Source organism: Hyphobacterium sp. SN044 (assembly GCF_021864465.1).
In the GTDB taxonomy this organism is placed as follows: Bacteria; Pseudomonadota; Alphaproteobacteria; order Caulobacterales; family Maricaulaceae; genus Hyphobacterium.
Genome location: NZ_JAKKUV010000008.1, coordinates 1 through 14,050, shown reverse-complemented (window position 1 = coordinate 14,050; position 14,050 = coordinate 1). Strand labels below are relative to the sequence as shown.

The following is a 14,050-nucleotide window of genomic DNA, read 5'->3' as shown; positions in this document are numbered from 1 at the left end:
CCCCCCCCCCCCACTTCCCCCTCCGTCAGCTGCGCTGACACCTCCCCCGTGAACGGGGGAGGAAAGAAGGAAAGCGCCTGTCCTGAGGAGCGGCCGGCAGGCCGCGCCTCGAAGGGCGGGAATGACGAAGCTACGCCTTCCCCGGCCCGAAGGGTTTCACGCGCAGCTTGATCTTGTGGTCCTCCGGGCCTTTCTCGCCCTTGGGATAGAGGCCGCGGTAATAGGTCTTCTGCCACTTTTCCTCCACCGCGCCACTCTCGTGGCGGAGAAGGCGCTCGGCGAAATCGGCGCGCTGCTGGCGCCATTCCATGAAGTGTTTGTAGGTCTCCGGATCATCGTGGATCGACACGATCTCCGGCTCGAACGTCTCGAACAGATTGCGCGGCACCGGGAAGAGGGTCGCGACCGCCTCTCCGGCGGAGAACCGCACCTTGCCGGGCCGGGTGAAACGCCAGTTCATGGTGAAACTATAGGGGCTCCAGTCGGTCTCGATCACGCCGGACAGCGGCGCGATCCCGTCCTTGATCCCGTTCATCGGTCCGGTCACGAAAGTGTTCCAGCCCTCCGGCGTGCGCAGCATGAAGCTCAGCTCGAACGTCAGCACGCCCTCGCCGAAATTCGCCAGCGGCGCGCCGGGCGACCCTTGCGGAATGGGCTTGGCGGACCGCACGACGACGTCGGCGGGCAGTTCGCCGCCATTCCATTCCGCCTCGAAGTCGAAGGGGGTGAAGACCTCCCAGCCATGCTGGTTGGCCAGCGCGAGCGGCAGGCAGCGATAGGGAAAGGCTTCGCGTGCGCTGTCCATCCAGTCGCGGCGGGACCCGGCGGGGCGGATCGGCATCTCGCCGGCCACCAGCGGGAAGAGGGTGAGTTTCATGGTGCGAGGGTAGCGGGGCGGGCGGGTGAGGTGAACCGGCAGATGCGGCCAACGCCTTTCCCTCCCCTTGAAGGGGAGGGACACGAGCGGCGCCCGTCAGGGTGACGGGAGCGGGGTGGGGTGAGCGGTCCTGCAAGACACCCCCACCCCGGTCGGCTGGCTGACGCGCAGCCTCCCGGCCCTCCCCGCGAAGGGGGAGGGCGAAGACAGCAGAGGAAGCCCCCCTCGCAAAATCGCCCGATTTGCATTAGATGACGCGCCCATGACGACCGCACTCGACCTCTACGACCCGTCCGCGAAGCCCGTGCCCGGCAAGCCCTCGCTTGCCGGACTGACGCGTGACGCCCTGAAAACCGCCCTGATCGAGGGGGCGGGCGTGGAAGAGCGCAAGGCGAAGATGCGCGCCGACCAGCTGTGGCGCTGGATCCATCATTTCGGCGTCACCGATTTCGACGCCATGACCAACGTGTCGAAGGATCTGCGCGCCGTCCTGGACCAGAATTTCACGCTCAACCGCCCGGAGATCGTTGAACGCCTCGTCTCGGTCGACGGCACGCGCAAATACCTGATCCGCCTCGCCCCCGGCGTTGAATGCGAGACCGTCTTCATCCCCGATGTCGGCCGCTCCGGCGCGCTGTGCGTGTCGAGCCAGGTCGGCTGCACCCTGAACTGCACCTTCTGCCACACCGGCACCCAGCCCCTGGTGCGCAATCTCACGGCGCAGGAAATCGCCGCGCAGGTCATCGTCGCCCGCGACGACCTCGCCGAATGGCCGACCTCGAATGAGAACCGCCAGATCACCAACATCGTCTTCATGGGGATGGGCGAGCCGCTCTATAATCTCGATCACGTCTCCGACGCGATCGACACGATTTCCGACGGCGACGGCATCTCGATCGGGCGGCGGCGCATCACGGTCTCGACCTCGGGCGTGGTGCCGAAGATTGTCGAGCTCGGCGAGCGCACCGGCGCGATGCTCGCCATCTCGCTGCACGCGACGAATGACGATCTCAGGAACGAGCTCGTCCCGCTGAACAAGAAATATCCGCTGAAAGAGCTGATGGACGCGATCCGTCAGTATCCCGGCCTCGGCAATGCCAAGCGCGTCACTTTCGAATACGTCATGCTGAAGGGCGTGAACGACAGCCTCGCCGAGGCGAAGGCGCTGGTGAGACTGCTCAAGGGCGTGCCCGCGAAGATCAACCTCATCCCGTTCAACCCCTGGCCGAACAGCCCGTATGAGTGCTCGGACTGGGACCGGATCGAGGCTTTCGCCGAAGTCGTGAACCGGGCGGGCTATGCCAGCCCGATCCGCACCCCGCGCGGCCGCGACATCTTCGCCGCCTGCGGCCAGCTGCGCTCGGAATCGAAGAAGCTTCGGGCGAGCGAGCGGAAGAAGCTGCAGGACGCTGCGTCGGCGTGACCATCGCCGTCATCTACCGCTGGCGGATCACGCCCGGGAAGGAAGCCGAATTCCGTGCCGCCTGGGTCGAAGGCACCCGGCTGATCCACGAGAAATGCGGCTCATACGGCGCGCGCCTGCATCAGGGCGAAAACGGCCTGTTCTGGTCCTATGCCCGCTGGCCGTCAGAAGAAGTCCGCAAAGACTGCTTCGCGGAGCACGACTTCTTCTCGATGGATTGCTTCAAGACCATGCAGGCCGCGATCGCCGAACGTTTCGACGAGGTGGTTCTGACGGTGACGGATGATGTGCTCAGGGAAGAATGAGGGCGTGCTTCCCTCCCCTTGAAGGGGAGGGACGCGAGCGGCGACCTTCAGGTCGACGGGAGCGGGGTGGGGTGAACTTACTTTTTCCATGGGCTTCCCGCGATCCCCGCATTCGCGGGGACAGGCATTGGGAATGCGAAACCGGGTGCATGCCTCAGGTCCCCATTGTCATGGGGACCCCGTCAACGTCTGAATTGACGTTTCCCGGACGGCGAAGCCGATCCGGGATCCAGGATAGACCCCGGTCTTCGCTTCGCGAAACCGGGGAGCGTCGGAGAGAGATGATTGAAACTACCCCCACCCCGGCCGGCTGGCTGACGCTCAGCCTCCCGGCCCTCCCCGCGGAGGGGGAGGGCGGAATCAAGGATGCTCCTCAGGACAGGCTGAAACTGGAATCCGACCTCAACAACGGCCTGTCCTGAGACATCTGCCCTTCTCCCTTCTCCCCTTTTTGAAGGGGAGAAGGTGCCCGTCAGGGCGGATGAGGGGTTCGGCTCCGAAATCAGGTTTGGGCGAATACCCCCTCACCCCTGACCCCTCTCCCCCAAATGGGGGCGAGGGGAAGGTCCCGGCGACCCCGTCTCCCTCAAAATTCCCAGCCCCTTGCCACGGTTTCGCCGCATCGAATTCTAGATAAACCGTCATGAAGCCCGTCTACGGACCCTTCCAGCGTCCGCCGAAAGGCGAAGTGCCGCGCACCCCGCCTCCGGCAAGACCGAAGCGCAAACCCTCGCGCCGCGGCCCGACCGGCTGGCCGATGTGGGCGGAGATTACCGCGCGTGCCGGTATCCTGCTGATCGGCGCGTTCGGCGTCGGCGCGGTGCTGCAATACATCGACGCCCAGCCCGAGGGCCGGAAGCCGTGGGGCCAGGCCGATCTCGAAGAGCCCGGCATCCACCTTTTCACCTCGGCGCATCTGCGTGCCCTGCGCGGCAATGCCGACGCCTGCCTTGCCGCACTCGACGGCTCGGACATGCAATTCACCCGCGCCGGACCCCCCACTGCCTCCACCCCGGCCTGTCACTGGCAGGCGGGTGTGCGGATCGAACAGTCGAATGTCGGCTATGCCAGCCCGGCCCCGGACGTCGCCTCCTGCGCGCTGGCCGCGGCGCTCTATGTCTGGGAGCGCGAAATCCTCCAGCCCGCCGCGCAGGATCACCTCGGCAGCGAGGTCACCGAAATCCTCCACTACGGCACCTTCTCCTGCCGCCGGGTCAATGGCGCGCAATCGGGCAGCTGGTCGGAACATGCCGGTGCCAACGCGATCGACGTGTCGGGCTTCCGCCTCGCCGACGGCCGCGTGGTTCAGGTCACCGACTGGGACGAAGACGGCGCGGCATCGGCCTTCCTGCGCGAGGTCCGCGACGGGTCGTGCCAGCTCTTCACCGGCGTTCTGGGGCCGGACTACAACGCCGCCCACCACGACCACTTCCACCTCGACATGGGCTCCTGGCAGATGTGCCGGTAGGCTCTCCCCCTCACCCGGCCCTTCGGGCCACCCTCTCCCTCGAGGGAGAGGGGAAGAAACGCCGCACCTGATTCCCTCTCCCTGCAGGGAGAGGGTTAGGGTGAGGGGTCTTCAATTCGATCCCCGTCGCGCTTTCGCCTGTCACGCGATTTCTGTTCGTGACCCCTGTCCGGTCATGTTAACCATAAGGCGGCGAGGGGGTATCGCGTGCAGTTGATGTATGTGGACGAGTCGGGCGATGCGGGGCGCGAACCGGGTTCGACGCCGGTCTTCGTGCTGGCCGGCCTGATCACGCCCGCCAATCGCTGGAACGAGACCGAGAAACGCCTGATCGACATGCGCCGCGATCTTGGCGCGCAATACGGGCTGAAGCCGAATGACGAGTTGCGCGGCTCGGCGATATTGCGCTCCGGTCCCGGCAATCACGCCCGCCGGGTGGCGCTGATCCAGTCGACCCTGGAACGCCTCGGCAAGATGCCGCACATGAAAATCCTGCTGACCGTGGTCCGGAAAGCGAAACTGCCCCCCGAAACCGACGTCTTCCGCGCCGGCTGGTCGGCGCATCTCGGGCGGTTCGACGGCTATCTGAACGCGCTCAATCGCGGCCGCGCGCCGGAAACCGGCATTCCCGGCTTCATCGTCTCGGACGACACCCATGGCGGTCAGCTCGACAAGCTGGTGCGCGGCCTGCGCCGTGAACGCCCGGTGCGCGTCACGAAGGGCTGGTGGCTGTGGCGCAAGAGCGAGATCGAGAACCGGCCGCTGAAATATGTCATCGAACAGCCCCAGCGCCGCGATTCGAAATCCTCGCTGCTGATCCAGGCCGCGGATTTGTGCGCCTATGCCGTCTATCAGCGCGAAAAGCCGCATGGCGCCGTGCTGGAGCAGAAGGCGAACGAGAGTTTCCTCAAAGCCCTCGGCCCCAATATCGACCGCATCGGCGGCACCGATTCCGACGGCGTCTTCGTGATCGAGAATAGCTGAAAAGAAAACGGGCGGCCCGAGGATGATCCACGAGGCCGCCCGCTTGTTTTGCAAACCTTAAGCCGGGTCGCGCCCGGGTCGGCTCACAAGGCGGAGTTTACCACGCCCGCCCCGTGACCGGAAGCATCTCTATTCGGGTTTGCGATACACCAGCACGAAGCGGTCGGTCTGGCGGCGGATCGCCGGGTCGAACACGTTCAGCGTCCGGTCGTCATCCGCATTGGCCAGGATGTCGGCCTCGCCCTGCAGTTCGAAACCGGCGGCCTCGACCTGTTGGCGCACGAAGGCCTCGTCGATCCGGTGCAGGCTTTCGAGGTCTTCAAGGCCCGACCCGTCGCGCGCGGCGTGATCGATGATCACATAGACCCCGCCGGGGCGCAGCCCGTCATAGATGGCCTGGTTCATCGCGGCGAGATCCTCGCCCTCTTCCAGAACCACGTCGTGGTAGAGCAGGACGATGAAGACCGCGTCGAGCGGCGTCTCCATGCCGTCGAGCGGCGCGGTATCGCTGGTGACGTGGGTGGTGACGTTGGAATGCCCGGCTTCGAGCGCGTCCATCGCATTCACGACATTGGGGTAGCGTTCGACGATCCAGTCGTAATTCTGCGAATGGACATGGCCCTCCGCGCCGACCGCGGCCGACAGGACGCGGGAATAATACCCGCCGCCCGCGCCCAGATCGGCGACATGCCAGCCCGGCTCCAGCCCGGCAAAGGCGAGGATTTCCGCCGGATGGCGCATCGCGTCGAGCTCGACATCGCCGTCCGGGCGGTCGGCATTGGCGAGACGTTCGGCCAGCGTCAGCGGCGCCGGCTCGGGCGCGGCGGCCTCTTCCGTCATGGCGGCGGTGTCGCTGCCCGTGTCTCCGGACAGGACGGCGTCTTCGGTCATCGCCGCATCGTCAGCCGTGTCCTCGGCCGGCGAACAGGCGGCCAGCGCGGCCAGCATGGCGGCGGCCGAAATCGTCGTGAAAAACGTCTTCATGGAATTCCCCTTCATCCGCGGCCCGTCAGGGCGGGCCCGGTCGGCGGGGACCATGCGCCGAATCCCGCGCTGGTCCAAGCCGGTCACGAAGAATTCAATGGGCGTGAGGGGTCAGGCGAGCAGCTTCTTCACCCGCCCGGTCAGCTTGTCGGCGGGCTCGTTGACCACGTCGACATTGACCATGTGTTCGGTGATCGCCTCGGCATGGCCGAGATTGTCGCGCAGAATGCCCAGCGCCCGGTCCGGCGCGAACACGATCAGCCGGTCGATCTTCTTCTTGTAGGCGGCATCGCTCAGAGCTTCGCCCAGATCCTTCAGGAAGCGCGCCTCCTCGCGCTGGTGCGCGTCGTCCTGTTCCATTGCGGAATAGCCATGCCCGGCATCAGGCATGCGCCCCGGCTTGTCGGACCAGATCTCGCGGTTGGGCGGAACATGGATGTCGTCGGCATCGACCAGCCGCAGATCGGGCAGATCGTCGAAACCGTTATTGCGATAGATCAGCGCCTTGCCGCCATCGGCAACGACGATCCACATTTCGCGGTCGGGTCCGGGCATGTTTGTGTCTCCCTGATCGGGGCCGGTTTCGGCCCGCTTTTCAATGTCGCCCCTGCCGGACCAGCCGGCAAGACTTGCGTTCGCGTGGCACGCTGACGCAGGCTGATGTCGCAAGCGCCGCCGGAAGGATCACACATGCAACTCGCCCTGTCGTCCTGGCCCGAAATCGAGGCCTATCTGGCCCGGTCCACCGGGATCGTCGTGCCGATCGGTTCGATGGAACAGCACGGGCCGAACGGCCTCATTGGAACCGACGCGCTCTGTCCCGACATCATCGCGAAAGTGGCGGCGGGCGAGGCGGGCTTTCTCCTGGCACCACCCTTCAATGTAGGGAATGCCCAGCACCATCTCGGGTTCCCCGGCTCCATCACCCTGCGCCCCTCGACCATGATCGCGGCGCTGCAGGACTGGATCGCCTCGCTGGTGCGCCACGGCTTCCGCGACCTCTATTTCCTCAATGGCCATGGCGGGAATATCGCGCCGGTCACCACGGCCTTCTCCGAATACTACGCCTCCTGGTCGCTGCGCGGCGAACCCTGCCCGGTGCGGCTGAAGCTGCAGAACTGGTGGGAATTGCCCGGCGTGATGCAACTCTGCCGCGACATCTTCCCGGTCGGGGAGGGCATGCACGCCACCGCGTCGGAGGTTTCCGTCACCTATTACGGCTATCCGGACAGCGTGAAGCGGGTCGAGATGACCCCGAAGATCGCCCCCATCGCCGGCTTCACCGATGCCGCCGACTACCGCGCCAACTTCCCTGACGGGCGGATCGGCTCCGACCCGTCCCAGGCGACGCCGGAAAAGGGCGCGCGCATCGTCGCCGCGGCGAAATCCGCGCTGATCTCGGAAGTGTCGGCCTTCTTCGGCGCCAATGACAGGCTTGAGGCCCATGGCTGAGCCGCCCATCTCTGACGCGGCGGTGAAGAAAGCCACCGGCAAGGGCTGGACCGAGTGGCGCACCGCGCTCGACCTCTGGGCCACCGAATTGCCGCACAAGGACATCGCCCGCCGCGTGAAGGACCAGTACGGCCTGTCCGGCTGGTGGGCGCAGGCCGTGACCGGCGGCTGGGAGGTCATGACCGGGCGGCGCGACGCGCATGAAATGCCGCAGGGCTTTCAGGCCACCGCCTCGAAGACGATCGCCGCCGACGAGCCCTTGGTCCGCGCGGCCATCGTCGAGCCGTCCGTCTTTTCCGGCTGGGCCCCCGCGGGCGGGCTCGAAATCACGACGGAGAATCCCGGCAAGCCGGTCAATGCGCGATGGCTGGGACCCGAAGGCGGCCGTGTCGTCTTCCGCCTGACCGCTGCGGGCGACAAGACCCAGCTGGCTGTCGACCATGAACGCCTGCCCGACGGCGACTCCTGCGAACGGATGAAGACCGCCTGGCGCAACGCCCTGCAGACGCTGAAGGAGCGGCTCGAGCGATGAAACGTCTCTTGCCTCTTGTCCTTCTCGCCGCCTGCGCCCCGGACACGCCCGATGGTGCCGGCACGCCCGAAGCCGTGATCGGTCTGCCGCCGGGCGTCCATGCCCGCCTGCCCGAGCCGGTGTCCAACAATGCCGTCGCGCTCGCCAGCGTCGACGGGCGGGCCATGGCCTATTCCTTTGCCGGCCTGCATGCAGGCAAGACCTGGGAAGACGTCACCGCCGACGCCTATGCCTGCGACCTCGAAGCGCGCACGTGCAGGGACATGTCCGGCCTGCCCGACGGGGTGGGGCGGCTGGCCAGTGTCGCCGCCACGGTCAACGGAAACGTCTATGTGTTCGGCGGCTACACCGTGGCCGAGGACGGCAGCGAACGCTCGACACAAGAAGTCTGGCGCTTCGAACCCGCCACCGAGACCTATACGCGTATGGCGGACATGCCCGTCCCGGTCGATGACAGCGTCGCCCTGACCTTTCAGGACCGCTACGTCTTCCTCGTCTCCGGCTGGCACGACACCGGTAATGTCGCCGACGTGCAGGTCTATGACGCGCGGCAGAATCTGTGGTTCACCGCCACCGACTATCCCGGCCGCCCGGTGTTCGGCCATGCCGGCGGCATTGTCGGCAACAGCCTCCTCGTCTGCGGCGGGGTGGAGGTCGTGCCGCCCGAGACCGAAGGCGGGCGGCGCAGCTTCCGCCGCTACGATGTGTGCTGGTCGGGAGAGATCGACCCGGAGGCGCCCTGGCGGATCGACTGGCGCGTCGCGCCCAATCATCCCGGTCCCATGCCCTACCGCGCCGCGGCGGCCGGTGACCCGGCCCGCGGCACGGTCGTCTTCGCGGGCGGCACGGACACGCCCTACAATTACGACGGCATGGGTTATGACGGCACGCCCGCCCTGCCCCTCGACCAGGTGATCTATCCCAACGACATCGCCGCCCCGCGTCAGGACGCCTGGCGCATGGTGCTGCGCATGCCGGGGTCCGGCACGATGGACCATCGCGGCCTGATCGTCTGGCACGGGCGCTATTTCACGATCGGCGGCATGGATGGCGAGCGAAACGTCATCGCCGACGTCAGGGAAATCGGAATTCCCTAGACGGCATAGACCTTTCCACCCCTGACATCCACCGACACGGGCGTCAGGCCGGACGACCCGGCGGGCCCGCCCGCGCACGCCCCGGACAGGATGTCGAACACCGCGCCATGGGCCGGGCAGATCAGCGTGTCGCCGCCATGGGCGAAGACCTTTCCGTTCGGCAGGTTCAGCGGCCGTCCGGCATGCGGGCAGATATTGAGATAGGCCCGCACCTCACCCTCGCGGCAGGCGAGGATGATCGGCGCCTCGACCCAGTTGGCGATGATGCCGCCGGGATCGGGAATCCCTTCGACCTCGCCGAGCAGCGTTCCGGGCGGCGGCAGGATCATGAGGCTTCCGGCGCTCCGATCGCCCAGCGGAAGGCGTCGACCTCGACGCGTTCGAACAGGCCGGCCTGCGTATAGGGATCGTCCTTCAGCCAGTCCTCGACTTCCAGCTCGGTATCGGCGCGCACGATCAGCAGCGAGCCGCGCATCCCGCCTTCGGGATCGACCAGCGGACCCGCGACCTCGACGGTCAGCGAACCGGTCTTCAGGAAATCCAGATGCGCGGCGCGATTCTCCATCCGCAGCGACTGGCTGTCCGGCTTGTCGATCGCGCGAACCACGTAGAACACGTCAGTCTCCTTCGGTCGTGAACGGCCGGTTGAGCAGCATCTCCATCGCGTCGTCGACCGAGACATCACCGCTCAGGATCGCCGCGATCGCCTCGCAGATCGGCATGCGCACCCCGGCCCGGTGGCTCAGCTCGACGACGGCGGGCGCGGTGGCCACGCCTTCGGTCACCGCCTTGCGCTCGCCCATGATGTCAGCCAGCGCCCGTCCCTCTCCAAGCGCGACACCGCACGACATGTTCCGCGACTGGGTGGACGAACAGGTCAGGACGAGGTCACCGAGCCCGCACAGGCCCGACAGCGTTTCCCGCTCCGCCCCCATCGCCACGGCGAGGCGCGTCATTTCCGCGAAGCCGCGCGCGATCAGCGCCGCATGGGCGGACTTGCCCAGCCCCTTGCCCTCGGAAATGCCGCAGGCGATGGCGAGCACATTCTTCACCGAACCGCCGATCTCCGCCCCGATCAGATCGCCCGACCAGTAGGGGCGGAAGCGCGGCGTGCCGATCGCATTCATCAGCGCCGAACCAAGCGATTTGTGCCGGGTCGCCAGCGTCACCGCCGTCGGCAGGCCCTTGGCGACGTCGATCGCGAAGCTGGGGCCCGACAGGACGGCCGGAATCGCCGAGGGAATCTCCTCATCCAGCACATCCGTCATCAGTTTCAGCGTGCCGCGCTCGATGCCCTTGGAGCAGAGCAGGACCGGCGTCGCCTCGCGGCAGTGCGGCGCGAAGGATTTCAGTACCGGGCGCATGTGCTGGGCCGGGGCGACGGCGAGGATGGCGTCGCAATCGGCCAGGTCGCCAATCTCGTTCGTCGCGCGGATCGTCTCGCTCAGGGTCACTCCGGGCAGGAAGACGGAATTCTCGTGGGTGGAATTGATCGACCGGGCGACCTCCGGCTCGACGCACCACAGCGTCACGTCCCGGCCGGCCTTCGCCGCCGTCTCGGCCAGCGCCGTGCCCCAGGCGCCGCCGCCAATCACCCCGATCGACTGGTATTCGCTCATGCTTTCGGTCCCTTGCGTCCGGCGCCGATGATCGGCGACAGCGTGGCCGCATCCGCGTCCAAAGGCCAGCGGGCGCGGGCCGGCGCGTCAAGCGCGTCGGTCTCGCCCCGCGCCAGATGCTCGGCCCCGGCCAGTGCGATCATCGCCGCATTGTCGGTGCACCACTTTGAAGGCGGATGGATCAGGCGGAAGCCCTGCCGTTCCGCCGCGGATTTCAGCGCTGCGCGGACCTCGGAATTCGCCGCGACCCCACCGGCCACGACCAGCGGCATCGGGCGCGCCAGATGCGGAAAGGCCTCGGCGAATGATTCCATCGCCCGCTCGGTCCGCCTGGCGAGGTGCGCGGCAATGGCCGACTGCGCCGCCGCGGCGAGATCCGCCTTGTCCTGATCGTCCGGCTCCGGGATCGAATCCCAGGTCTCGCGCACCGCGGTCTTGAGGCCGGCGAAGGAAAAATCGCAGCCCGCCCGCCTCTGCAGCGGTTCGGGCAGGTCGAAACGGCTCGCATTGCCGGTCTGCGCCGCGCGCTCCACCGCCGGTCCGCCGGGAAAGCCCAGCCCCATCACCTTGGCCGACTTGTCGAAGGCTTCGCCCGCCGCGTCGTCCAGCGTCGAGCCGAGCCGCCGGTAGCGGCCGAAATCCTCCACCGAGATCAGCTGGGTATGTCCCCCGGAAACGAGCAGTAGCAGCCAGGGAAAATCGAGCGGTTCGACCAGCCGCGGCGACAGGGCATGGCCTTCGAGGTGATTGACCGCGATCAGCGGCTTGCCCGCGCCCAGTGCCAGGCCCTTGGCGGTCATCAGCGCCGCCATCACCCCGCCGATCAGTCCGGGACCGGACGTGGCCGCAATCCCGTCCATGTCAGCAAGTGTCATTCCCGCCTGTGACAAGGCCTCCCGGGCCAGCCCATCGATCGCTTCGGCATGGGCGCGCGCCGCGATTTCCGGCACCACGCCGCCGAAGGGCGCATGCGCGGCCTCCTGGCCCAGCACGATGTCGCTCAGCACCTCGACCCGTCCGTCGCCATGACGGCGCAGCACGGCGGCCGCCGTCTCGTCGCAGCTCGATTCCAGACCCAGAACGGTCAGCGTGCGCGCTTGCGCGGATGCGGGGGGCGGGGATAAGTCCATGTCGGACTGTTCGATACTCCCTTGCCGGGCGAAAGCGCAATGACACGATGACTGTTCTGCCCATCGCCACCCGCGAATCCCCGCTCGCCCTCGCCCAGGCCCGCATGGTCCAGCGCCTGCTGGCCGAGGCGCATGGCGTCGCGGACAAGGATGCGGCCTTCCCCATCGTCGGCCTCACCACGACGGGCGACCGGCTGACCGACCGCAAGCTCATCGATGCCGGCGGAAAGGGCCTCTTCACCAAGGAGATCGATGAGGCGCTCTACGAGAAGCGCGCCGCCATCGCCGTCCATTCCATGAAGGACGTGCCGACCCGCATGCCGGACGGGCTGGTGCTTGCGGCTTTTCTTGAACGCGAGGACCCGCGCGACGTGCTGCTGACCGCGTCCGGCTCGTCGCGCATCGCCGACCTGCCGCACGGCGCCATTCTCGGCACGGCCAGCCTCAGGCGGCAGGCGCAGGCGCTGCACCTCCGCCCCGACCTCGAAATCGTCACCCTGCGCGGCAATGTCGACACGCGGCTCGGCAAGTTGCGTTCCGGCGAGGTCGCCGCCACCTTCCTCGCCCGGGCCGGCCTCAAACGACTCGGCCGCGCCGAAGCAGACCTCGACCCGCTGGATGCGAACGAAATGCTGCCGGCCGTGGCGCAGGGCATTATCGGCCTCGCCATCCGCGAGGACGATGACGCCGCGCGCGACGCGGTCGCCCCGCTCGATCATCTGCCCTCCAGCCTCGCCGCGGCGGCGGAACGCGCCTTCCTCGCAGCGCTCGATGGTTCCTGCCGCACTCCGATTGCCGCATACGCCGTGCTTGAAGGCCGGGAAATGACGATAAGGGGCGAGGCGCTGACGCCAGACGGCAAACAGCGCTGGGCCGACCGGGTGACGATCACGCTGGGACCGAACGCACCGAAGACCGCCTGCAAGGCCGGCTACGCGCTGGGCGCGAAGGTGAAGGCGGCCGGAGGCGAGGCCCTCGCCGCGGCGGTGGCGGCGTCATGAAAGTCCTCGTCACCCGCGCCGAACCGGGGGCCGGCCGCACCGCGGACGCGCTTCGCGAGCGCGGACTGACGCCCGTCATCGCGCCGATGCTGACCATAAGGCCCTCCACTGACATCGCGCTCGACCTCCAGGGCGTGCAGGCGCTCGCCTTCACCAGCGCCAATGGCGTGCGCGCCTGGGCCAATGCCCGCTCTGAACGTGGCCTGCCCGCCCTGTGCGTCGGAGACGCGACCGCCGCCGCGGCGCGCGAGGCCGGGTTCGAAACCACGCTCTCGGCTGGCGGCGATGTCGGCGATCTGATCCAGCTGATCCGCAAGCGCATGAACAAGGCGGCGGGCCGCATCGTCCATGTCCGCGGCAGCCATGTGACCGGCGATCTCGCCGGAAGCCTGCGCGATGCGGGTTTCGCCGCGGAGGAAGCTGCCGCCTATGAGGCCGTCTCCGCCGGCCGCCTGCCCGAGGCGGCGCGCGAGGCGCTGGAGCGCAAGCAGCTCTCCCTCGTCCTCTTCCATTCCTCGCGGGCTGCCGCGGCGTTTACCGCACTGGTGGACGATGCCGATCTCACCGGCCGGCTCTCCTATCTCATCGCGGTGACGATTTCCGGTCAGGCGGCCGACAGCCTGATCCGGTCGGACTGGCTCGCCGTGAAGATCGCCGACACGCCGGACGAGGCTGCGCTCCTCGACCGCGTTGGCGCGGCCCGTCTCGATCCCTAGACTGTCTGGCCCTAGACTGAATCTGAAGCGACGAATCGCTGAAGCGGAGCCTCCATGAGCAAGACGGACAAGGACGCCGAACCGGTCGATGCCGAGTTCAAGGACGTGTCCGACAGCGACGTGCCGTCCCGGAAGGGTGGCGGCCTGCTGGGCGGTTTGGTCCTGTTCGTGCTGGCCACGCTCGCTGGCGGTGCGCTCGGCGCCTGGGGTGCGCAATTCCTCGCCCCGGCCGGTACCGCCTATGACGATACCGGCCTGCGCGCCTCGATAGAGGCCGTCGAATCCCGGCTGAGCGAACTGGAAGCCGCCGAGCCGGACGTCACGCGCGCCATGATCACAGCGCTCGAGGACCGGATCGAGGCGCTGGAATCCGCTGAACCCTCTGAAGCGGGACAGGATCCCGAAGCCCTGACCGCGCTGGAAACCCGCATCGCCGCGCTGGAAACCGCCGAACCGCCCGCC

The 14,050-nt window shown here is 67.5% G+C and carries 18 protein-coding genes; 11 read left to right on the top strand and 7 right to left on the bottom strand.

All coding sequences use genetic code 11. From position 1 onward, the window contains the following. Positions 1–130 precede the first annotated feature (130 nt). Positions 131–877 (bottom strand): DUF6065 family protein, encoded by a 747-nt coding sequence (locus L5876_RS11360; protein ID WP_236956474.1) that lies wholly within the window; start codon positions 875–877, stop codon positions 131–133. A 262-nt stretch (positions 878–1,139) separates the two neighbouring features. Between L5876_RS11360 and rlmN the strand changes: the two genes are divergently transcribed. The 5 genes from rlmN (at position 1,140) to L5876_RS11335 (ending at position 5,057) form a co-directional block, all read left to right on the top strand. Then, positions 1,140–2,300 carry a 23S rRNA (adenine(2503)-C(2))-methyltransferase RlmN gene (gene rlmN, locus L5876_RS11355; protein ID WP_236956473.1) on the top strand — a complete coding sequence of 387 codons (1,161 nt, stop codon included), beginning with the start codon at positions 1,140–1,142 and terminating at the stop codon, positions 2,298–2,300. Then, on the top strand, positions 2,297–2,605 hold the full coding sequence (locus L5876_RS11350) for an antibiotic biosynthesis monooxygenase (protein ID WP_236956472.1): 309 nt from the start codon (positions 2,297–2,299) through the stop codon (positions 2,603–2,605). The genes rlmN and L5876_RS11350 overlap by 4 nt, the downstream gene beginning before the upstream one ends. A gap of 281 nt (positions 2,606–2,886) precedes the next feature. Further along, on the top strand, positions 2,887–3,027 hold the full coding sequence (locus tag L5876_RS11345) for a hypothetical protein (protein WP_236956471.1): 141 nt from the start codon (positions 2,887–2,889) through the stop codon (positions 3,025–3,027). A gap of 221 nt (positions 3,028–3,248) precedes the next feature. Then, entirely contained in the window at positions 3,249–4,073 is an 825-nt protein-coding gene (locus L5876_RS11340; RefSeq protein ID WP_236956470.1) for an extensin family protein, read from the top strand. 216 nt (positions 4,074–4,289) lie between these two features. Beyond that, on the top strand, positions 4,290–5,057 hold the full coding sequence (locus tag L5876_RS11335; protein ID WP_236956557.1) for a DUF3800 domain-containing protein: 768 nt from the start codon (positions 4,290–4,292) through the stop codon (positions 5,055–5,057). A 129-nt stretch (positions 5,058–5,186) separates the two neighbouring features. On the opposite strand, the gene L5876_RS11330 is transcribed toward L5876_RS11335, so the two are convergent. Together L5876_RS11330 and L5876_RS11325 are read right to left on the bottom strand one after the other, a co-directional pair. After that, positions 5,187–6,041, bottom strand: coding sequence for a class I SAM-dependent methyltransferase (locus tag L5876_RS11330; protein ID WP_236956469.1), 855 nt, complete (start codon positions 6,039–6,041; stop codon positions 5,187–5,189). Between the two features lie 111 nt (positions 6,042–6,152). Continuing rightward, positions 6,153–6,596: a host attachment protein gene (locus tag L5876_RS11325; RefSeq protein ID WP_236956468.1), complete on the bottom strand. Its 444-nt coding sequence runs from the start codon at positions 6,594–6,596 to the stop codon at positions 6,153–6,155. A 135-nt stretch (positions 6,597–6,731) separates the two neighbouring features. Between L5876_RS11325 and L5876_RS11320 the strand changes: the two genes are divergently transcribed. Genes L5876_RS11320 through L5876_RS11310 form a run of 3 tightly spaced genes read left to right on the top strand, consistent with a single transcriptional unit; the run spans position 6,732 to position 9,122 of the window. Beyond that, positions 6,732–7,493, top strand: coding sequence for a creatininase family protein (locus tag L5876_RS11320; RefSeq protein ID WP_236956467.1), 762 nt, complete (start codon positions 6,732–6,734; stop codon positions 7,491–7,493). Next, positions 7,486–8,025: a hypothetical protein gene (locus L5876_RS11315; RefSeq protein ID WP_236956466.1), complete on the top strand. Its 540-nt coding sequence runs from the start codon at positions 7,486–7,488 to the stop codon at positions 8,023–8,025. Before L5876_RS11320 ends, L5876_RS11315 begins: the two co-directional genes overlap by 8 nt. Continuing rightward, positions 8,022–9,122 (top strand): kelch repeat-containing protein, encoded by a 1,101-nt coding sequence (locus L5876_RS11310; RefSeq protein ID WP_236956465.1) that lies wholly within the window; start codon positions 8,022–8,024, stop codon positions 9,120–9,122. Before L5876_RS11315 ends, L5876_RS11310 begins: the two co-directional genes overlap by 4 nt. On the opposite strand, the gene L5876_RS11305 is transcribed toward L5876_RS11310, so the two are convergent. The 4 genes from L5876_RS11305 to tsaD are packed head-to-tail and all read right to left on the bottom strand — an operon-like array spanning position 9,119 to position 11,829. Next, positions 9,119–9,451 (bottom strand): Rieske 2Fe-2S domain-containing protein, encoded by a 333-nt coding sequence (locus L5876_RS11305; protein WP_236956464.1) that lies wholly within the window; start codon positions 9,449–9,451, stop codon positions 9,119–9,121. The genes L5876_RS11310 and L5876_RS11305 overlap by 4 nt on opposite strands. Continuing rightward, complete coding sequence (locus L5876_RS11300; RefSeq protein ID WP_236956463.1) at positions 9,448–9,738, bottom strand: YciI family protein; 291 nt, start codon at positions 9,736–9,738, stop codon at positions 9,448–9,450. Before L5876_RS11300 ends, L5876_RS11305 begins: the two co-directional genes overlap by 4 nt. A gap of 1 nt (position 9,739) precedes the next feature. Further along, entirely contained in the window at positions 9,740–10,741 is a 1,002-nt protein-coding gene (locus tag L5876_RS11295) for an NAD(P)H-dependent glycerol-3-phosphate dehydrogenase (protein WP_236956462.1), read from the bottom strand. Continuing rightward, complete coding sequence (tsaD, locus tag L5876_RS11290; RefSeq protein ID WP_369281037.1) at positions 10,738–11,829, bottom strand: tRNA (adenosine(37)-N6)-threonylcarbamoyltransferase complex transferase subunit TsaD; 1,092 nt, start codon at positions 11,827–11,829, stop codon at positions 10,738–10,740. Before tsaD ends, L5876_RS11295 begins: the two co-directional genes overlap by 4 nt. Positions 11,830–11,918: 89 nt before the next feature. Between tsaD and hemC the strand changes: the two genes are divergently transcribed. The 3 genes from hemC to L5876_RS11275 all read left to right on the top strand — a co-directional run. Next, positions 11,919–12,872 (top strand): hydroxymethylbilane synthase, encoded by a 954-nt coding sequence (gene hemC, locus L5876_RS11285; protein ID WP_236956460.1) that lies wholly within the window; start codon positions 11,919–11,921, stop codon positions 12,870–12,872. Continuing rightward, entirely contained in the window at positions 12,869–13,588 is a 720-nt protein-coding gene (locus tag L5876_RS11280; protein WP_236956459.1) for a uroporphyrinogen-III synthase, read from the top strand. Before hemC ends, L5876_RS11280 begins: the two co-directional genes overlap by 4 nt. Positions 13,589–13,642: 54 nt before the next feature. After that, positions 13,643–14,050: hypothetical protein (locus L5876_RS11275; protein WP_236956458.1), on the top strand; the 408-nt coding region annotated here is incomplete at its 3' end.